Source organism: Arenibacter algicola (assembly GCF_018860365.1).
GTDB classification, from domain to species: Bacteria; Bacteroidota; Bacteroidia; order Flavobacteriales; family Flavobacteriaceae; genus Arenibacter; species Arenibacter algicola_B.
Map to the genome: position 1 here is coordinate 979,644 of NZ_JAHKPO010000003.1, position 20,768 is coordinate 1,000,411.

Consider the following 20,768-nt stretch of genomic DNA (forward strand, 5'->3'; position numbering starts at 1 on the left):
ATCCTTGTTTTCAATTAAAAACTGCAATAGAAGATATTTCAAACTGCCTTATTTATCCAAGGAGCGTAGATTTTCTCTCTGGTGATATGATAAGGCCATTCCGTCGGTTAAAATACCGTTTTCTTAGATGAAAAATTATTAGGATTTCGAAATCTTAATTACAGGTTTTGTAGGAAACCGCTTAACGATTTTTAAGGCTTTTTGTAGAATTTAAATGGTCTCCATTTAACATTGCCATAGCTTTGGACAAAGATTTAAAAGAATCCCAAAATTACATTGTTATGAAAACCTACGCGTTTGCTATTACCTTTTTAAGTGCTCTCACCTTTAATTTTAGTGGTGCCCAAGAATTACAACTTACCGCCAAGGATAGCGTTGTTACCAGTTCATGGGTATTAGGATTGGGCTACAATATTGTAGATGATTCGGCTAGACCGGTAGCTGATGATTTATTTAATATCAAAGATACTTGGAACGCACTACCTTATCCGTCCTCAATTAGTATAGGTAGATTTTTTAAAAATGGCCTTGGCATAAAGGCTGTTGGTTCGTACAACAAATATGATGTTGGTAAGAAGGTTGACGGAGTGATTAATACTGTTGAGAGGGATTATTACGCTATTGATGGTATGATCAGTTATGATCTTAATAAAATCATTGGTGAAACTGGCTGGTTCGATCCATTCGTTCAGGTTGGTGCCGGATATAGTGATATTGGATCTGTAGGCAGGACAACTGGAAATGCCGGTTTTGGATTTAATACCTGGTTCAATGATAAGTGGGGCTTAAACTTTAATACCATGGGTAAATGGGGCCTTGAGGAAGGATCCACCAAACAGTTGCAACATTCCGCTGGAGTAGTATACAGGTTTGGAATTGAAAAGGAATTGTCCAAAAAGGGATTGGAGAAGTTGGCGTTGATCGAAGAAAACCAAAGGGTTTCCGATTCTATCGCTGCGGCCAAAAAGGCAGAGGAAGAGGCTAGGCTTATGGCCGAGCGTTTGGCCCAAGAGAAAGAAAAAGCAAGATTGGCTGCAGAAGAGCAGGCTAGAATAGATGCAGAGAACAAGAGAAGGACAGATTTGGAGAATAAAATCAAGGATCTTGGTAATGTATACTTCAGCCTCAACTCGTCCTACTTGAGCAAGCCATATAAGGAATTGTTGGACAAGTTGGCCGTGTTAATGGAAGAAAATCCTGCATTGACATTAAAAGTAGGCTCACATGCCGATTCCAGAGGAGCTGAGAAATATAACCAATGGCTATCTGAAAAGAGGGTAAAACAGACCTTGGACTATTTGATCGGTACCAAAGGAATAAGTACCTCAAGATTAACCGGGGAAGGTTTTGGGGAAACCCAATTGACGAATGAATGTGACAATAATACCTACTGTCCAGAATCCAAACACAAACTAAACAGAAGATCTGAGTTTGAGGTGGTGGAATTTTAATCACTAAGAATATTTATAAGTAAAATGCCCATTGCATCAGCAATGGGCATTTTTTGTTTTAATGAGAATTTCAGAGGCAGATACTTCTTGTTTCAAATAGGCATTCTTTGCGTTAGCCAAGAGAGCTGTTGGTAATTTCAATTTAGAGCCATGCGATGTTTTATTTAAATATTTTGCACATTAAGAAACATGAAACATTGTTCGACAATGAATTTTTAAGGTATTTCAAGACCTAGTGATGCGCATAAATATGGTATTCTGGATCTCTAGAAATGTGATGTGGAAAGTTGTTGGAAGATGGAAATGAAGGTCATCTGAGATATAACAAGGATCTTAAATTGATAGAAGTAATTTTCTCAATGTTTTTATGGACCAAGTAAGTGCGTATTACTTGTATAGAATCAGAGATTACAGTTTCCAGGGTAAGTTAGACTACCTTAAACGTAAAGATAGACCTTACAGTTAACAATAGGATTGGTGAGGTCCAGAAGGTAATTTTATAGCTCTACACCAAAGGGATATGATTCAGCCTACACGGATAGCTATCGGTATGTGACATTTACCTATGTCTTGACCCCGGTATAATAGGTTTTTTAAATTATTATTTTCACCTTATTAACTTACTGATTTGCTATGGTGAGGTTCTTATGGCTGCGTCAACCACATTCAAAGGAGTGGGATATTTACTCTCTAAGTGAGATTTGAAAAGGACTATCTCATAAAGTGTGTAAATAGAAAATAGCTGGGGCATGCCCCAGCTATTTTTTTGTTTAATTTTAAATATTTACACATTATGAAAAAAGAAGAATTATTCGACGATGAATTTCTAAAACAGTTCAAGACCGGGGATGAGCTTAACGGTTTTTTAAAGGAACTCCAAAAACGTGGTATCGAGAAGATGCTCGAGGGAGAGCTGGATGGTCATTTGGATTATGATAAACATCAAAAATCAGGACAAAGTAATTCTCGTAACGGGTATTCCAAAAGAAGGTACGAACTTCTTTCGGGGAATCCGAAATAGCCGTCCCACGGGACAGGGAAGCTTCGTTCAATCCCATGATAGTGCCCAAACGCGGAAATATGGTCGACGGGATCGAGAACGTAATCGTATCGCTCTACGCCAAAGGGATGAGCAACAGCGATATCGTAGCCTGGCAGAACCGCCCTTTGGAACCTGTCTACCTTATTGTTTGGATGGACGGCATCGTATTTAAGGTACGCGAGAGCTCCAAGGTCATCAACAAGACCGTTTATATAGCAGTGGGGCTTCGCAGGGATGGCCAAAAAGAAGTGATGGGACTTTGGTTGGGCAAGAACGAATCGGCCGCTTTCTGGATGGGCGTACTGACCGATATCAGGGCGTGAGGTACCAAGGACATCCTTATTACGGCCACCGACAATCTCAATGGGTTTACGGACACCATCAAGAACGTCTTCCCGGAATCCAGGACCCAGATATGTGTGGTACACCAGATAAGAAATGCCTGTAGGTATGTGGTCTGGAAGGACAAAAAAGCATTTACCGCCGATATGAAACACATTTACAACGCCCCGAACCAGGAGGCCGCCAAGGCCGCCCTGGAGGACTTTGCAAGGCAATGGGAATCCAAGTATTCCTATGCCATAAAAAGCTGGAGGGACAACTGGCAGGAACTCACCGTATTCTTCGAGTTTCCTTTGGAGATTCGTAAGATCATCTATACCACCAACCTTATAGAGAACCTTAATGGAAAAATTAGAAAGTACACCAAGAACAAACTTTCGTTCCCTACAGATGATGCGGTGATGAAATCCGTATATTTGGCAACAAGGGAGGCCACCAAGAAATGGTCCATGCCCATCAGGAACTGGGGAATAATTTTAAATCAGTTCCTTACGATCTATGAACAAAGGGTCAGACTTTAAATAAAAGTCAAACCCTAGTTATTTTTAACTTACACAGTTAACGGGATAGTGTCCCTAAGGACTGCCTTGGGGCTATTCGGTTTCAAGAAATTTTTTATTAGTAGGAAATCAAATATTTTGTATCGGAATTCTTGAGCACCCTAATATTTAGATACTCTTTTGCCATCTACAATAGAATGACAAGTACAATAGTTTTTTCTGTATAACCCTCTCACATGAAGGCGTTCCAATATAAGTTCTTTGATATTGGTCGTTAACATGTCTATGGGCAAATATCCAAAATTGTTCACACTAATAGAAACATCCAAAGATTTTACGTAATGCCACCACCCAACAGGAATAAAAAGTACATCTCCAGGTTCCAGAGTATATTGATAAAACTTAACATCTTTAAATTTCGGAAATAAATTTTCGTCTAAATTATTTATATCTACTTGGCTAAATGTTGATCCAAGATCAAACTTTTTACTGATGTACATTTCTTTTTGGAACTTTGGCGAAGCTAATAGTACCAATTTTCTTCCTTTAAGCTGCGCCAACATATTATTTACGGAATCCCAATGAAGACCAGATATGGTTCCAGAAGGCCCAATCCATGCATAGGTGTTATTCAGTTTGGTGAATTTTGAAAAAATCGAAAAATCGGTATCAGTTTTTAAATCTGGAAACTGATCAAAGATATTGAACATCGAAAGATATGTTTTGTCCTTATCCTGATTTAATTCCTCCTTCTTTAAGGTGTTCAAATATTGTTTAAAGTCCTTTTTTAAAAATTTGGATTCATTTTGAAATATATTGCCAACCTCCAACGGAACAGGTTTATTTGATTCTAAATCCAAGAAGAAATCAATACTCCACTTTTTTTTGGCTGGCCAATTTTCGGCCATTCCTTTAATTACCACAGGTCTATTGGCCTTAAGGTAATCTTTTTTAAAAGTTGTGGAATCTAAATGTGGAACACTTTGTGTTTGTTCACTTTTTCCTAGAATATCTGACAATATATCCATTTAATATGATAATTAAATTAGGTGTTATGGAAAATTACAAAAAAAGCATAAATGCAGAATCAAAAATTCTTTTTTTTAGATTAAGTACCAATCAAAGTGGTTGATTTAAATAATTTCTGGTGATATAAGTATACAGTTTACTTTGTGTTTATGTAGAAGGTTACTTTTTGATTGGTACTTTTTCTGAAATTATAAAAGAGTTATCCTTTATGATTTCAAAAACTTGAATTTTGGAAACATGGTACAAAGTTGAATATAAAAAGTCATATATCGGCCTTCTTAAATAATAGTATAGATCATTTTAAAAATTTATTTTTTCATTATTTTAAGAAGGGATATATATTGTACTTTCAATCTTAAAATTATACGGTACAACTTGTAAACCTTTTTTTTCAAAGTTTATTGTGGCTTTGGTTTTTAAGATATATTCAGGGATTTGATTAGACTTGAAATATTCTTTTAGTTTTAATCTGGGGATTTCAAAAAAGGCATAGCAATTATATAAGTGCGACTTATTATAGTAAATATGATTGCCCCATACGCGTTTATAATCCAAGCTGCCCACACCCATTTCAAAGACAAGATAATTTTTAAGAAACTCCATTCCAACTGTCTATAGACTTCAACATGGCTAATGCTGAATTTGGAATTTTCAAGCTGTTAAGATGATATGAAACTAAATAAAATTTTATCCAAATAATATTGAAATGGGTTTGTTTCCGTCATATAATACAAATAGGGAGGCTTTTTTCTGATCGATTAGTAAAGGAGTATTGCTACATAGTTCTTTCTATTTTTGGAAAGTTGTGATTTAATAAATTTGTCTCATTAAGCCTATTTACCAACATAATACGTAATGATTCCATCAATTAAATATATAGTTCACGGTCTATGTCTCCATAATACATCTAATAGTTGAGTCGTCCTAAAATAGGTTGACGGTTTTTAAAGAATATATATTAGACCTGTGAAGTTAACTTCACAGGTTTTTTGTTATGTATAAAATTAGGTGTTTTATAATTAAGGCTCAAATGTGGTCTTCTGTTGTTGTATGTGTTGATGGAATCTACAATGAGTTGCTTTAAATCTTTACCGTTGTTACATTTATATATTAAGAATTCCCCTTTTAATATCCCATTGATCCGCTCGGCCAGTGCATTCTGGTAGCAGTCATATCCATCGGTCATCGATGGGGTGATATGGCTGCGCCGGAGCTCCTCTTGATATACGGAAGAACAATACTGTAGCCCCCTATCGGAATGATGGATAAGCTGTTTGTTGGTCAACCTATTGCTATTCGCCATTTTCATTGCCTTTACAACGTTCTCCGCACTCATGTCGTCACTAAGTTCATATCCCATAATCTTTCTGCTATAGGCATCGGTAACCAGGGATAGGTAATGTGTCCTTTCCCTGCTTTTGATATATGTGATATCGCTGACAAAAAATTCTTCCGGCCTTGATACCCTGGCCTGTTTCATCAGATTGGGGTACTTTCTGAGCCAATGCTTGGAATTGGTGGTCATGGTGTAATTCTTCCTTGGTCTTATCAGCATGGACTCCGTACGTAAATGTGCAAATAGGGCATCCCTTCCTATTTTTATATTGTCCCTCCCGAATTCTTCCTTGAGCAGGTAATACAACTTGCGGGTGCCGAGCCTGGGCATGTCCATGCGGATACCATCGACCAAGTCCTTCACCTTTGCAAGCTCTTGTCCTCTTTTTAATGAACGTTTTTCTGATCGATAGACTGCTTGCCTACTTATCCCAAACAATCGACAACAACGATACAGACTTAATCGCTGTTCTTGCCGGATACGCTGGATTGATTGGGTAAATACTTTTTTATGATAGAAGTGCCGTACTGTTGGTCCGAGATGTCGATCATCGTATTAAGGATCTTGTTCTTCAACTTCGCGTCAGATAGCTCGCGTTCTAAACGCTTGATCTTCTGGGCAGGGGTTTCTTTGGATTTTGGCATTTGATGTCGAATTGGGTTGCTCCAATCTAAGGTACCATGTTTTCTCAACCAGACCAAAACAGTACTTCTACCTTGCATGCCATAAGCCTTCTGTGCCTGCTTATAGGTCATTTCGCCTTTTTCAACTTGGGAAATAACGGCCAATTTAAAACCTAGATTGTAATCGCGTTGTGTCCGCTTATTACCTGTAATCTTTGAATGTTTCATAAATAAGTCGATTTTGTGTCAACATATTTTAGGACGGGACAAGGTTATATCAAAACAAGTCAACAGTAACTTTATACTTTTTTTATGCTAGTTCTAATTTTGGTCTGAAATTGGCCGTTTATATAGTCTTCTATGGAAGAAGTAGAGTCTAAAAAATATGACATAAACCCAATTGATTGGTGGAATTTTTACAATATTCAGTAACGCCTAATTTTTTAAATTGAAGTTAATGTAAGTTGGTTCTAATCTTATAGGATATAGATTTTTTGATGATTTTTGTTCATCATATTGATTAACTGCCTAGTTAATTAATATTTGATTCTGGTAATAGGAGATACTTGAATAGAATTCCGAAATAGTTTGATGGTTAAATAGGGTTTAGAAAAGTTCTAATTTCACTTTTTTCAAAATAACAAATTATGCAAGTTTAACACACGTCTTACGTAATAACCGTAATTTTTTGAATTTGCGTTTGCCCTTTTATTAGGTATGATCTATTTTTTTCAATTTCAAATACTTCAATACCTGATATATGTTCTATATTGGAATACGCAAAATCATAAAGTAACTTTTTTAAAAAACTGATCGATTCGGATTGTCGATCAATAGGCATATTTTTATGACGAAAAGCCCCATCGGTAATTATTTCGATAATAAATTTGTGCTCAAATTCTTTATGACTCTTCTGTTTTATTTTAGTGGCTGATTTGATTCTTTGCCAGTATATGGGGACATTCTTGGATTTAAGAAAGGCCTTAAGTTTCAATAGGTTTTCCAATATACCACTGTACAACTTTGCCCCTAAGTATTTTTTTTGATAAATTAGGTGATATTCATAATTGTATATAAGATTGCTCCATCTTCGTTTGTACTCTAGGTCACCTCTTCCCATTTCAAAGACGCTATGATTATTGGCTATACACCATTCAATTTGTTTATAGATCTCCACATGACCAAGTCCAAATTTAGAATAATCTATATCATAGGAGGAGTTAGAGCTATATAATATACCATTAAAATGATAATTTAAGGAGATTTCTATGGGTTTTTGTTCATCATATATTACAAATAATGATGCTCTTTTATTGTTTATTAAATCGAAAGCTATCTTATAAGTGTGGTCCCAATAGGATAAACTTTGATCTTGATCCTCTCTTTGATCAAATCGTTTCTCTTTCATTTTTTCCAATGCATTCATTACAAACTCATATTCCTGTCTATCGATACGCCCGTAATATAATTTATAATTTATATTGAAACAGCTCTCTAAACGATTAACATATCTTTTAATTGTTTTTGCGTTGGACTTAAATTGGTTCTTTAAATAGGAGTCTACATCTGAAAAATCGGCTAGATATGCGGCATAACCCCTTACGTGACTCACTTTTTTGACTGTAAAAAGATCGGGATTTGCTAGTTTGGGAACCATGTAATCGGGTACAAATTCCACATTGTATAATTTGTTAATGGAAGTATCTTTATACATGGCTTTATTCACCTCTCCCAAGTACAATGATTTATTGTCCTTAGCAAAAAAAATATCTGAATAAATACTAGGGAGACCGTTTTCAATCTCAAAAATTTCATCAAAAAAATTAATAGTTTCCTTCAACATATCAATTTATTTATATATTGGTTGGTTAATAAATAGATAGTTATCACAGTTTTTTTTTAATTATATGGTCCTCAAATCCATAGACAATATTCCTCCATATTCCTTTTATACTGTTGATTACCATTTTTAAGGTTCAATACATAATTTTAATTCTTTATATATTGATATTTGTCCAAGACCAAATTTGAAATAATTGATACCATAGGAAGAAACAGTCGAGAACAAAATTTTATTAAAATGATGACTTAAGGAAATATCGATGGGTTGTTCATTGTGATATTTTACTGACAAGGATGCCCTTTTGCTACCGATTAAATAAAAAACACTTTGGTATATTGAATCCCATTTTAAAAATGCAAAGTTGGTTTTGCCTATTTGAGAATATCTATTACTCAACATAATTCTCAGTGAGGTCATTAGAAAATTGTATTCTTCTTTTGTTATAGGCACAAAAAATATTTGATATCTAATACTAAAACTCTTTACCAGTCGTTTAATGGATCTGTTCAAACCAGTTTTATACCTACTTCTAAAAATGTTTCTAATGAATTTTTCAATGGACTCGAAGCCTTTTAAAGCTATGGCGCAGTCACCAATTTTTTTATCCTTTATTTTTACGCTATTAAATTTTCCCAGCTGTATTAGTTCGAAATTAAGATAAGTAGGAAATAATGCGATATGTTTAACATGTAAAATAAATGTTGTGCCACTTGATATTTTGTAAAGTACCTTGTTATTGTGTGCAAATGATAAATTGTCAAAGCAATTTGGCACTATATGTTGTTCATAAAATTTGAAGTAAAATATATTCCTTTGCATCAATTTTATCTTAAACTTTTTTAATATCAATTTTTTGAGTTTTGTTCCTCCCTCTAAAAAAATATGAATTAGGAGTATTTTGACTTATATATACGGAAACATCCTGAATATATTCAAAATTTAAAAACAAGAAATCCATCAAACTTTCTTTTAAAAAAGAGTAGTTCTCATTTTCTAAATTAATTTCTTGAACATCTTTGGGTAATTTAATGTCTTCGGTATTGTCTATCGCTATTGTTGGAGGGGTTCCCTGGTACTCTTTAAATACATCTTTCTTTGTGTTCTTTTTATATTTCCTATACCATAGATGAAGTTTTAATTTTTTAAGTATTGGGAGTAATTTATAAATTAGATTAAGTTTTGAGGCCAAAAAATAGGATTTTAATCTTACTAATATATTCTCTGAATCGAATATGATGTGATTTTCAAAGGTATATACCCCATTTCTAAAGCGTTCCTTATAATAAAAATCCCCTTTGGACATGTCTATTAGACTAAATTTATTGTCTATGGCCCATTTTATAATTTTAGTCAATGATAAAAACCCAAGTTTAAATTTGGCGTAATCAATATCATAAGCGATGACCTCGATATATAAGGTAGTTTTATAGATGGTGTTTATATAGATGGAAATTGGTTTGTTATTGTCGTAGATTACAAAAACACTTACTTTTTTATTTTTTATAAGGTCATATGAAGTACTGAATCGTTCTTCCCAGTAGTCCAGTTCTTCCCAATAGGATTCTTTTTGCGCCAAACGCCGGATCAACATTTTTTTGTAGTCCTTGAAAATAGTATCGTATTCGGTTCTTGATATATCCCCATAATACATTTTATAGGTAGGTTTTATACATAGGTCCAGTCTCTTTTGGCACCTATTGATGTTGGACCTCCTTTGCGAGCTTATTTCTTCTTTTAAATAACTATTTAAACTGTCATATTTTTGGAGGTTTATAATTGAACCTTCGTAAGTTCCTATTTTTTTTGTTTTAATGCCGGTGGCCGACGGATCTATAGTAGTTTCGAGATAATTGGGAACTTCCTTTATTAGAAAATACTGTCCTTTTAAAAATTCAGGGTTTGTGTTGTTGGAGCTATACATTAATTGATTGGTTTCCCTATTTAATATTTTTGAATAAAATAGGTTCTCCTTTTCCTTTTCTAGAAGGTCAACATTAAAATTTAGTGTGTGTAATTTGTTGTAATTAACATCAATTTGATTTTCCATAATTAATTTTTTAACTCTAGATCAACTATTCTTGAACGTAATTTTAATGGAAGAATTTTCACCTCGTATCAGATAGGTATTAGTTGCATGCGGGATACTATAAATGGAAACTAAATCAAATTTTTCTTTGTAGCTATAAAGGAAGTCCATTAGAGGTTTTCTGAGGAAACTATTATCTTCCGTATCCGTTGATATAATATTTTCCTTTAGATTGAAATCGGGTTCTTTGTCTACAGCTTCTATCTCATAATCGGTTTTAGTAGCTTGTTCAGACCCCTTTCCATCTTTAAAAAACATCCTTAATTTTCTATAGGGAACAATAATTTTAGAGGAAAGGATGTAATTAATAAGGGCATATTCATTTTTTATAAAGGTGGCATAAATATTTGAAAATTTATTCTTAGGAGAGGATATTATATGATTTTCAAAATCATAAATTAAATTGCTCCACCGTCTTTTGTAGTCGAAATCTCCAAAACCCATATCAAAAATATCAATACTATTAGCAATACACCAATCCAGTTGCTTATAGATTTCAATATTGCCCAAACTAAATTTTGAATAATCCAGATCAAACGAACTTATGGAGCTAAATAGAATATTATCGTAATGAAAATTTATTGAAATTTCAATAGGTTTATCACCATTGTAGATAACGAAAAGGGATCCTTTTTTTTCGTTAATGATAGACTGAAAATTATTCGCATAATAATCCCAATTGTCCAAGGTTTTATTTCTTTCTCTTCGTTGTTGGAAGCGTTTTGTTAACATTTGATGTAAGGCATGCATTAGGGAATCGTATTCCTCCGTACTGATATGGCCATAAAAAGTTTTATAGTTGATATTAAAACTGGATTCAAGTCTGTTTAATGATCTTAAGAAAGTTTTTCTGGGGGTACTGTTAAATTGTTTCTTTAGATATTCAAGAGCATTATTGTATCCTTCAATGTTAATTGCAAAACCGGATTTTTGAAAAACTTTGTTACATTGTAAATGTGGAACTATTGTGGCAGTGAGATAGTTAGGAAAATAAGCCCATACATTAATAAATGATTTTTTATATAATTGGTTTTCTACCGAACTATTAAAAATCGTTTTTTGGTTATGGGATAAGCTAATGTCCTCGTACACTTCAGAAACCATGTTTTTTTCGAACAAGTGCAAATGAAAATTCCTCTTATTTATTATTTTTAAACCCATTGGTTAATGTTTATTGTATTTGTTTGCGTTAAGTGGTTATCTAGCTACCGTAAATAGTTCATATATTTAACATAAATAGGTGATGGATTATTGCCTCGATAATCGAAATTATAGTAAGCTCATAACAATGTGTCTTCTCTTTTTTCAAAGAGGGATTTAAAGGAATTGGTTCTTGTATATATTTTGGCTCCCACGTTCAACTATTATTGCAGTAATTTAACTTGTAGATTTTTATTTTTTCCACTAATGATGAAAATATCAGGGGAGTTTTTAAGATTATATACCTTAATATTTTGAGAAGACTCGAAATTTAAATATTGGAAGTTATAAATTTCTCTTTTTAAAAAATCAAATGTATCCGACCGAAAATCAATTTCAGAAAGTTTTTCCGATTTTGGTTTTGTTTCTAGGCCAATTGCTTCAAATAATACTTTTGATTTATTAGAATCAAATTGAACTTCTTTTTTAAAAAGTGTTCTACATTTATGATAAATTAAATCTAAGTTTTTCTTCCTTAAAAATTCCTTTGATTTTAAAAATTGCATTATTACAAAAGCCTTCATTTTAAGTGTAATACGGGAGTTATTGTATATTATTTGAGTTTCAAAATCATAAATTTCATTACTCCAACTTCGTTTGATATCAAAATCCCCAATCCCCATATCGAATATTTCAACCCCATTTTCAAAACACCATTCTAATTGCTTTAAAATATCGATATAACCTAATCTAAATTTGGAATAATTTATATCAAAGGATACTATTGCATTGTCCAGAATATTTTGGTGGTGATAATTAAGACAAATATCAATTGGGATATCCCCATTGTATATTACAAATAATGAGGCTTTTTTTTCATGAATCATTGAATAGGTATTTTTTTTAAGAATATCCCAATGGTTCAATGCTTCATGTTTGTCACCTCGCTCTTCAAATCTATGAATTATGAAGGAGTGTAATTTTTCAAACAAATATTGATAATTGGACAAGGTTATTTCTCCAAAATACATTTGATACCGAATGTTAAAACAAGTTTCCAATCGCCTTAAACAGCTCCTCATATTCTTCCTACCTTTAGAGCTCATTTTAAATTTCATGTAATCATCAACATTGGAAAAGTCACTTAAATTAACCGAAAAGCCAATGGATTGATTGAAATTATAGGATTTTAGAGGTATTGTAGAATCATCTAAGGATAATTTAAAGTAAGGGTTGATATAGTTTACAACATGTATTATTGAGCCTTCATCTAGACTTATGGTTAGATTAGGATTTGGAAAATTTTGTTCATTACTCCTATTAAAAACATTAGTATAGAATGGATAAACTAACCTTGTTTCAAAAAAGTCGCTATTGAAATTGTATTTTTTTATATTAATTAAGCTCATTTCTTTTGGACAAGTTTATAATAGCAGCTTTTCGAGTGGTAGTTTTTCCACTGATAACGAAGAGTGAATGGTTATTTTTAACTTGCTGTACTCTTATATTATTTAATTTTTCATTATTTAAGTACAAAAAATCAAAGACAACGGTTTTTAGAAAGGCAAAGGAGGGCTTCTTGATATCAATATTCACTAAATCCAATTCCTCTATTTCCTTATTTAAATCAGAAAATTCATAGAAGAGATTTGGAGAGCTTTCGTTTTTTTTGCCTTTTAAAAGGAAGCTTAATTTATGAATCCTATCATTCAGTTTTTTATCTCTTAAAAACTGTTTTGCAGTAAAGTATTTTTTAATTGCAAAGGCTATGGTTTTTGGAATTATGAAATTTTTGTTATAAATAAGGTGGTATTCAAATTTGTACTCCAGATTGCTCCATCTTTTTTTATAGTCAAAGTATCCTTTTGAAAAATCTAGTTTGTCAAATTGGTTTTCCAAACACCATTCAATCAGTTTCATGATGTTTACGGAACCTAGATGAAATTTTGAGTAGTCTATATCAAAAACCGTTATGGCATCAATTAGTGTACTGTTATAAACATAGTTTAAGGTTACGCCAATAACTTGTTCCTCGTCATAAATCACGAATAGATTGGCATTTTTATCCTGGATCATGGGATAGGTAACTTCCTTATAGAAATTCCATTCCTTTGGGGCCAAATTATTATTGGTTATTTCTTTTTGTAAGAATCTTTTTCTCAATAATTTCTCAAACTCATCAAAAATATGATCGTACTCATCTTTGTTTATATGTCCATGATACATCTTGTATTTAATATTGAAACAAGACTCTAATTTTTTTTTATATTTATTTAACTTGTACCTACTGCTTTTGCTAAAGGTTGCAGACATATAATTATTGATGTCTTGGAAAGGATTTAGATTTATTAAAAAACCGGGATATTGGGTAATGCTATCTAGGGCATGTTCTTTGTTAAGGTCATTGCCTTGGGTTTTGTTCATATATTCTGGAACATCATAGATGAGCAGTACGTTATTTTTGGCTTCCTTTGTTAGGCTTTCTTTTGAAAACGAGTAGCTTATGCCTTTTGTAAGATTTCTACCAATGTTAATGTAAATTGGAAGAATGGGATACTTATAGAACGAGGTCCCATTTAGAAACGTGAAAGAAATATCTTTGCCTGCAGAGTAGAAATGCTTAAGCCAAGTTTTGGTGTACGTTTTCGACGAAAACGGATTTATGTTCATAATTTATTATTTAAGCCTTCACAACGGTAACAAGGAAAGAATTTAATGCACTTCTTTTGGAAAATATCACAATTTGGTTGCATTTTTTTTACAACTAACGCTTCATACTTTTCTATATCGCTTATACATTTCCAAATGGTGAAATTTTTAAAATCGTTTGAAAAACTGGATTTGAAATAAAACAGGGAATCTTCTTTACTGCCTACGCCTCCTCCAAGATTAAAAAACTTACTATTTTCCTCAGTGGCTGTAATTCTCATTTCATCGATCAATAGCTTTATAGGATATAGATGTAAAAAGGAGAAATCTGATCCAGATAGGTGGTATTGAACAATTTTATTGGTTTCAATGAACATGGCACCGGCAATAATCTTGTTGGTAACCTTCTCAATAGCCAAAAATATCCTTGTGTTAAAATCTTCAGATTCCAAAAGTCGGAAGAAATAGTCGTGATCAAAAAAGTATTCTTTTTTTGCATTTACCCTTTGCATATTGGCATAATATAGATCTATGTATGCCATTACCTCGTTTTTGGTTTCTGCAGTCTTTACATAGCACTCCCTTCGAGCCTTGTTGATATGGCCCCTTAATCTTTTGTGATAAGATTGTTTTTGTTCTTCCAAATCCTGGGTTATATCTATATTTACAATGTGGCTCAAGGAAGATATTTCACCTAAATTTCTCAAACAAATTTCTTGGTTCGGAATAAAGGGATTTAGTCTAGAAAAGACTGTAATTATATTGTTCTTAATTAAATAATCCCTGAATTCCTTTATGAAGTTGGAATTGTTAAAATTACTATCAATGTTTTTTGTAACGGGTCCTGCATATCCATATACAGATGTCAGATCTTCATATTCGGAATCCGGCACCTTTCGAAGTAAAAAGGGGATAGCGATTATTTTATCATTTTCAGAATATTTGATTAAAGTAGGATACTCTCCTTCAGCCTTAGATATATGATGATATTCATAGGTGTCATAAAAGTCGTAAATATCTACAATCTTTAGTACAGCATCCCAGTCTTCTTTGTTGATTATGGTTTCTATCATGTGCAATAAATTCGGTTTGGTCCAAGTTTAGCTGTAACAATCTTAATTCAACTGGTATTTCTGGTTAGTTCTATGGTCAATGTAATTATTTTTACCTCTCGTGCGTGATACTTAAATCCAAATAAGAGGATATAAATACTTTTGGGGAATATTTTTCTCCTTGATATAAGTAGGCATCGTTATGGATGTTCAATCCATTATCCATTATGCCAATAGTGTTCCATCCCAGAGCATTGGGAGTTATAAAATCTTTTTTCAAATTGTCCCCTATATAATAGTATGCACCTTTACCGAAGGTCGATTCTAAAATTTTGTAATTGTTTTGATGAGGTTTCTCGGTGCCAATTTCTTGCGAAATAACAATACAATCCAAAAAGGGAGTAAGACCAAGAGCCTCTATTTTGTTTGTTTGTGTCTTTTGTCTACCGTCGGTTATTAAGCCAATTTTGCCTTTGTTTATTTTAATTTTTTGCAATGTTTCCAAAACTCCTTCAAATAATTTAATGTCCGGTTTATGTTCCCTGTATTCCGTAATTAAAGTTGACTTAGCTACCTTGTAATGCTTATGTATAAACTCAAAAACATCGATTTTATTTCTATACAAGGAGAACATTTTTATATAAAGACTTGGCCAGTTCTCTTTTTCTAAATTTTGGGCAATTTCCCTATACGCCGATTTTAGAAATTCAATTTCATTATATAGGGTGTCATCCAAATCAAATACGATAATGGTTTTATTGTCAACCGTGATATCCATGCACTAAGATTTCGTCATCATATCTAATCATTAATAAGTTGTTTTCCCATACATCAAAGCTTTCTTCGATCTCTAGATCAAAGAGATACTCTTGAATAATCCATTTAGGAAAATTGGCTCCAGCCAGATAGGAGAGGGGAAATCCACCCCCAAACCTAGGGTTTATTTCTATGCCATAAATACTATTATTATTCTTGTGTTTAAAGAATTGTGAGGTCAAACAACCTCTTGCCCCTTCAATATAGCTTAGGTGTTCTTTTATATAGGGCACTAGATCATTATACAGAGTAAGTCCTTTATTGACTTCTCCATCCCGCACTTCGATGCGCTTTCTAGGTACCACACACTTTAGGATATTATTTTTGTCATAATATAGATCACAGGTAAACTCCTCATACTCATTGTGGTCTAAATATTCTAAGAACATTAATTTGTCATTTTTAAAATGATACTCCCGTAATTCAGATTTGGATTTAATGATGTAGTTATCAACGCTACGGCTCCCATCAAGAGGTTTAATGTACAATGGAAGACTATAGTTATCCTTGGTGTATTCCTTGGCTCTTGCCACTCCTTTGGACTCAAAGAAATCATGGATAATCCTTTTATCCCTACATTTAAGAATAAACTCTTCAGAAGAAATCACCACATGTATATTGTTGGTTTCAAACAATTGCTCATTTTTGGCCAACAATATTAGTTCTGTATCTATAGTTGGGATTATTAATTTAATATCATTTGCCTTGCAGAAATTAATTAACTTTTCAATATAATTGGGTTGATTTAAAAGGGGGACTTCTATATAACCATCGGCTACATGACAGGCCGCAGATGCTTCAGGGTCGGCATCTGCGGCGAATACCTTCCCATGCGGGACTAATTTTTTTATTTCCTTCTGGAAAGCTCTTACCAAGGATACCCGCCTACCTGCAGATGTTATTATAATGTTCATGGTCTAAATTTTCTTTCTCTAATTATATCTAAAGTTGTTCAAGTTAAATATACAAAATGATCTTAAGTAAAAATTTTTCGTTTTAAACCATAATATGATTTGGAAAAAATCACACATGGAAAAAGTAAAAAATTGGTATTGAAAATAAATGTGATAATACTGAATTTCACATTGGAATATTCTTTTCCTTTTAGTAAAAGTCTTATTGGGTAAGCATTGATATTCTTATACTTTTTTAGCAATCCTATTAAATAGTCAGTTTTTAAATCGGACTTAAGAAACCTAACTATTGAAAAGAACACATAACTCTCCTGCTTAATTTTAATTTTCTCAATGGCACTCTGATTGGGCGAAGGTTTTCGGCATAATGTAGCTATAATATCATCCATTTTAAAGATGGCATATTCCAAATCTTTTATATGCTTTTCATAATGTCTTAGATTTTTATTAGAGGTAATGGAATTTTCCCGTTGAACATATCTATATATGTCAATAGGTATAAATGCAACTCTTTTTGCATTTATGAATAAAGTCGGTGTAAAATATGAGTCGTTTACAAAGCGCTTGTCTTCAAAAGTTAAACCTGACTTTAATAAAAATTCTCGATTGATCAAATACCACCATACTTCTACCCTGTAATTGTCATTAGCACCAATAAATGAAATACCATCCTTTACATCAACCTCGGTGTTTATATGTACTTGTGTTGTGGATTCTACTAAATTTGTTTGGTTAGTAGTAGTCACATTGAAACCTAATATATCCAGTTTGTTTATTTCAAGGCAGTCCAACACTTGCCTCAAGGTGTTATTGGCCAAATAATCGTCCCCATCTAAAAAATATACATATTTTCCTTTAGCCAATTTTAATCCCGACTTCCTTGCACCACCCAAACCCACATTCTGCTGTTTATGGACAATAATGTTATAATTTTGAATAGCAAACGCTTCGATTATTTTAAGTGAGCCATCCTTGGAACCGTCATCAACAACGATAATTTCATATTGTTCAGAATCAATACTTTGGTTTAATACACTGTCAATACACGCTCCTACATAGTGTTCTATATTGTATACTGGTATAATAATGCTTAATAGCATACGCTTTTTTAGTTGTTAATGAAATATGAAATAATTTGTTTTACTACAGATTACCATGCTAGTTGGTTAAGTTATATAACCCGAATTCCTTCTTGAGTTTATTACTTAACGGTTTAACCCTGTATTTTCTTATTTTCCTGAAAATACCCTTTATAGTGGATAGGCTAAATATACTTCCGGAATTCAAATTTTTGATTTGATCATTGGACATATAATGGTTTTCTCCATTGGCCATGCTATATACCGCTCCGGGAAAAGGAAATTCTTGTAGGTGAACATCATTGGGGAAATCAGTGGTTTTATGTACATATAGGAGGTGTGGAACTTTTTTGAAGATATGTTCTATTAATTGGGGCTTTATTATGATACATGTCCCACAAAGTGTATTGAAATTTTCTTTATTTAATGATATAAATTTGTCACCTTCCCTATAGATGTATCCTTTCTTAAAAAACCAGCCATAATTATTTGCTTTTTTATTTTTATCTACAAATTCCACTATTTTGTTTGAAATGCAGTCATCTGCATCGGCCACCATAAGATAATCGGAATTGTATTTTTCGGCATATGCAATACCAGCAAGTATTTTTTTGCTTTTGTCTTCTTCCTTTAGCCCATCATGTTTTTCTTTAGGAGCTGTTTTTAATTGAGGTGGTTCAAAATCTACATGGATATATTCAATATTGGGACGTTCAAATTGAATTTCGGGCTTTTCATGGCAAACGACCAATACCCTAAAATTTTGAGAGGTTTGGTTGCAGATTGATTTTAAAGTGCGTTCAAAAAGTTTGGAAAATTGTTCCCAAGAGCCTGTTACTTTTTTACTTTTTACTGGTATAATAAATGTTATCATGAGATGGTTATGTCTTTTAATTGATTAAAATTAGTATTATTTGAGGGAAACTAATTTTATATACTAATTATTCGTTTAATCTCTATTAAAAATCGATGAGCTTAAATAACAGGAGCAATGCCAAGGGCATACCAAGGTATAAAACTCTTTCTATTGAATATTTCCTTTAAATTCCTCCATGGTGGCATGGGTTGACGAGGATATGTCCTCGCTTTTAAATACTTTTAAAATGGTAAGCATAAATATCTCTACATCCAAGACCAATGAAATATTATGTACATACCAAACGTCCAATTTAAACTTTTGCTCCCAGCCAATGGCATTCCTACCATTTACTTGTGCCCATCCTGTAATTCCCGGTCTAACATCATGTCTCTTTTTTTGTTCCTCATTATAAAGAGGCAAGTAAGATATTAATAAGGGACGGGGTCCAATTAAACTCATATCTCCCTTTAAAACATTAAAAAGTTGGGGAATTTCGTCTAAAGAATATTTTCTAATAAATTTGCCCACACTGGTTAAACGCTCTGCATCCGATAGGAGGTTACCATTCTTATCCTTTTGATCGGTCATGGTTTTAAACTTAATGATTTTGAAAATTTCACTATTTTTGCCAGGTCGATTTTGTACAAAAAAGGCCTTTCCTTTATTTTTATAAAATAGCAAAATAAAGACCGTAAAAAAAATTGGAAAAGTTAGGACAAGGCCAATGAACGACAGGAAGAAATCTAAGGGCCTCTTGAATTTTTTTTTATACATCGTACTACTTTATTTCTTAAGATATATTAAATATAGTTACTTATTGTCTTATAAGCATGTAGCGGCAATAAATGTTCCTTCATATGCTCATGACCATTTTCTCCCATTGTTTTTCTTAAATCGGAATTATGGTATAGCTGAAGTAGTTTATTTTTCAGGTCTTCCGTATTTCCGGCTTCAGACCAAAATCCAGAATTTGTTTCTTGTAGCATTTTACCAAAATCCGTATGAACATCCACGGAGGCCAATACGGGTATGCTAGAAGCAAAATAGGATAATACTTTAGAAGGGAAATTGGGAATGGTGAAGTCTTCACTTAGGGATATTAATCCCACATCTGCCGCTAAGATTAATTGATTGTAATCTTCTCTTGGAATGCGACCTTTTACGATAATATTGTCAAGACCTTCTTTGGAAATTGAAGACTCCAACTTGGTTTTTTCGGTTCCATCACCAATTATAAAAAAGATGATATCCTTGTGTTCAGTTAAGCTTTTGGCCAAGGCAACAATGTTTTCCATTTTTTGGGGTTTCCCAATATTCCCGCCAAATATGATTACAAATTTGTTGTCCAGACCGTATTTGTTCTTGAATTTGGCATCAATGACTGCTGTGTTTTGAGAAGGTAATTTTTGCCAATTGGGCAATAGATGTAATTTATTAGTATTGATATCTGGATTATGTTGAACAATATAGTCTATATTGGCCTGGGACATACATCCAATATTATCGGCGGTAGCATAAAGCTGTTTTTCCATTCGCCTAAAATACTTGTAGACCATTCCTCCTTGGTTTATCATTTTTAAATCTACTGCATTTTGGGGGAAAATGTCCCGAAGTATTAAATAGACTTTTGCCTTTGATTTTCGTTTTAACCATTTGGCTAAAAACCCTAAGGTAATTGGTGGGGTTGGTAAAATGATAGCGTCAAAATTTAAACTAATCTTACTTTTTTTGACGGCATTTTTAAACAAATACGGAAGTAAAATATTAGCAATTCCTTTGGCAATTACTCCAACATTCAACACTTTAGGTGTTTTAACTCTTAAAACTTTTATACCATTTACTACGGACAATCCCGATTCTTCGTTAATAGAAGGTGCCACCACTAGAACATCTTCCCCATTATCCCGCATTTCCCTGAGTAAATCTGTGTAAATTCCTCCTTCGTCCGAATTGGAAAAATATAAAGCTAGAAATATTATTTTCTTCATATGGAATGAATATTATTCT

At 33.0% G+C, this 20,768-nt stretch carries 15 protein-coding genes and 1 pseudogene; 2 read left to right on the plus strand and 14 right to left on the minus strand.

What is annotated here, in order from left to right; all coding sequences use genetic code 11:
• The first annotated feature begins 281 nt into the window (after positions 1-281).
• Both KO529_RS05695 and KO529_RS05700 read left to right on the plus strand, forming a co-directional pair.
• Positions 282-1,451 carry an OmpA family protein gene (locus KO529_RS05695; RefSeq protein ID WP_215946928.1) on the plus strand — a complete coding sequence of 390 codons (1,170 nt, stop codon included), beginning with the start codon at positions 282-284 and terminating at the stop codon, positions 1,449-1,451.
• Positions 1,452-2,244: 793 nt separating this feature from the next.
• Positions 2,245-3,356: pseudogene (locus tag KO529_RS05700) on the plus strand (IS256 family transposase).
• A gap of 140 nt (positions 3,357-3,496) precedes the next feature.
• On the opposite strand, the gene KO529_RS05705 reads toward KO529_RS05700, so the two are convergent.
• The 14 genes from KO529_RS05705 to KO529_RS05770 form a co-directional block, all read right to left on the minus strand.
• The gene (locus KO529_RS05705; protein WP_215946929.1) at positions 3,497-4,363 is read right to left on the minus strand and encodes a cupin-like domain-containing protein; all 867 of its coding nucleotides are present in this window, start codon (positions 4,361-4,363) and stop codon (positions 3,497-3,499) included.
• Between the two features lie 959 nt (positions 4,364-5,322).
• Positions 5,323-6,551 (minus strand): IS3 family transposase gene (locus KO529_RS05710; RefSeq protein ID WP_215946930.1). Its coding sequence is split into 2 segments (ribosomal slippage): positions 5,323-6,212 and positions 6,212-6,551, totalling 1,230 coding nucleotides; the frame shifts between segments, so codons are not numbered across the junction.
• 439 nt (positions 6,552-6,990) lie between these two features.
• Positions 6,991-8,166 (minus strand): GNAT family N-acetyltransferase, encoded by a 1,176-nt coding sequence (locus tag KO529_RS05715; protein WP_215946931.1) that lies wholly within the window; start codon positions 8,164-8,166, stop codon positions 6,991-6,993.
• Between the two features lie 829 nt (positions 8,167-8,995).
• A complete protein-coding gene (locus tag KO529_RS05720) occupies positions 8,996-10,213 on the minus strand; it encodes a GNAT family N-acetyltransferase (protein ID WP_215946932.1) in 1,218 nt (405 codons plus the stop codon).
• A gap of 21 nt (positions 10,214-10,234) precedes the next feature.
• A complete protein-coding gene (locus tag KO529_RS05725) occupies positions 10,235-11,413 on the minus strand; it encodes a GNAT family N-acetyltransferase (protein WP_215946933.1) in 1,179 nt (392 codons plus the stop codon).
• Positions 11,414-11,616: 203 nt separating this feature from the next.
• A complete protein-coding gene (locus tag KO529_RS05730) occupies positions 11,617-12,801 on the minus strand; it encodes a GNAT family N-acetyltransferase (protein ID WP_215946934.1) in 1,185 nt (394 codons plus the stop codon).
• Positions 12,788-14,062 (minus strand): GNAT family N-acetyltransferase, encoded by a 1,275-nt coding sequence (locus tag KO529_RS05735; protein ID WP_215946935.1) that lies wholly within the window; start codon positions 14,060-14,062, stop codon positions 12,788-12,790. The genes KO529_RS05730 and KO529_RS05735 overlap by 14 nt, the downstream gene beginning before the upstream one ends.
• Positions 14,059-15,114: a peptidoglycan bridge formation glycyltransferase FemA/FemB family protein gene (locus tag KO529_RS05740; protein ID WP_215946936.1), complete on the minus strand. Its 1,056-nt coding sequence runs from the start codon at positions 15,112-15,114 to the stop codon at positions 14,059-14,061. The genes KO529_RS05735 and KO529_RS05740 overlap by 4 nt, the downstream gene beginning before the upstream one ends.
• A gap of 91 nt (positions 15,115-15,205) precedes the next feature.
• A complete protein-coding gene (locus tag KO529_RS05745) occupies positions 15,206-15,871 on the minus strand; it encodes an HAD family hydrolase (RefSeq protein ID WP_215946937.1) in 666 nt (221 codons plus the stop codon).
• A complete protein-coding gene (locus tag KO529_RS05750; protein ID WP_215946938.1) occupies positions 15,855-16,823 on the minus strand; it encodes an ATP-grasp domain-containing protein in 969 nt (322 codons plus the stop codon). The genes KO529_RS05745 and KO529_RS05750 overlap by 17 nt, the downstream gene beginning before the upstream one ends.
• A 62-nt stretch (positions 16,824-16,885) precedes the next feature.
• Entirely contained in the window at positions 16,886-17,923 is a 1,038-nt protein-coding gene (locus tag KO529_RS05755) for a glycosyltransferase family 2 protein (RefSeq protein WP_215946939.1), read from the minus strand.
• 58 nt (positions 17,924-17,981) lie between these two features.
• Complete coding sequence (locus tag KO529_RS05760) at positions 17,982-18,776, minus strand: glycosyltransferase family A protein (protein WP_215946940.1); 795 nt, start codon at positions 18,774-18,776, stop codon at positions 17,982-17,984.
• 150 nt (positions 18,777-18,926) lie between these two features.
• Entirely contained in the window at positions 18,927-19,535 is a 609-nt protein-coding gene (locus KO529_RS05765) for a sugar transferase (protein WP_215946941.1), read from the minus strand.
• 26 nt (positions 19,536-19,561) lie between these two features.
• Positions 19,562-20,749 carry a glycosyltransferase family 4 protein gene (locus KO529_RS05770; RefSeq protein ID WP_215946942.1) on the minus strand — a complete coding sequence of 396 codons (1,188 nt, stop codon included), beginning with the start codon at positions 20,747-20,749 and terminating at the stop codon, positions 19,562-19,564.
• Between the last annotated feature and the right edge of the window lie 19 nt (positions 20,750-20,768).

Bases quoted from the DNA above. Each gene is read 5' to 3' on its own strand.
- KO529_RS05765 (WP_215946941.1), bottom strand. From the start codon at position 19,535: ATGTATAAAAAAAAATTCAAGAGGCCCTTAGATTTCTTCCTGTCGTTC.
- KO529_RS05745 (WP_215946937.1), bottom strand. From the start codon at position 15,871: ATGGATATCACGGTTGACAATAAAACCATTATCGTATTTGATTTGGAT.
- KO529_RS05725 (WP_215946933.1), bottom strand. From the start codon at position 11,413: ATGGGTTTAAAAATAATAAATAAGAGGAATTTTCATTTGCACTTGTTC.
- KO529_RS05755 (WP_215946939.1), bottom strand. From the start codon at position 17,923: ATGCTATTAAGCATTATTATACCAGTATACAATATAGAACACTATGTA.
- KO529_RS05695 (WP_215946928.1), top strand. From the start codon at position 282: ATGAAAACCTACGCGTTTGCTATTACCTTTTTAAGTGCTCTCACCTTT.
- KO529_RS05735 (WP_215946935.1), bottom strand. From the start codon at position 14,062: ATGAACATAAATCCGTTTTCGTCGAAAACGTACACCAAAACTTGGCTT.
- KO529_RS05720 (WP_215946932.1), bottom strand. From the start codon at position 10,213: ATGGAAAATCAAATTGATGTTAATTACAACAAATTACACACACTAAAT.
- KO529_RS05740 (WP_215946936.1), bottom strand. From the start codon at position 15,114: ATGATAGAAACCATAATCAACAAAGAAGACTGGGATGCTGTACTAAAG.
- KO529_RS05760 (WP_215946940.1), bottom strand. From the start codon at position 18,776: ATGATAACATTTATTATACCAGTAAAAAGTAAAAAAGTAACAGGCTCT.
- KO529_RS05770 (WP_215946942.1), bottom strand. From the start codon at position 20,749: ATGAAGAAAATAATATTTCTAGCTTTATATTTTTCCAATTCGGACGAA.
- KO529_RS05750 (WP_215946938.1), bottom strand. From the start codon at position 16,823: ATGAACATTATAATAACATCTGCAGGTAGGCGGGTATCCTTGGTAAGA.
- KO529_RS05705 (WP_215946929.1), bottom strand. From the start codon at position 4,363: ATGGATATATTGTCAGATATTCTAGGAAAAAGTGAACAAACACAAAGT.
- KO529_RS05730 (WP_215946934.1), bottom strand. From the start codon at position 12,801: ATGAGCTTAATTAATATAAAAAAATACAATTTCAATAGCGACTTTTTT.
- KO529_RS05715 (WP_215946931.1), bottom strand. From the start codon at position 8,166: ATGTTGAAGGAAACTATTAATTTTTTTGATGAAATTTTTGAGATTGAA.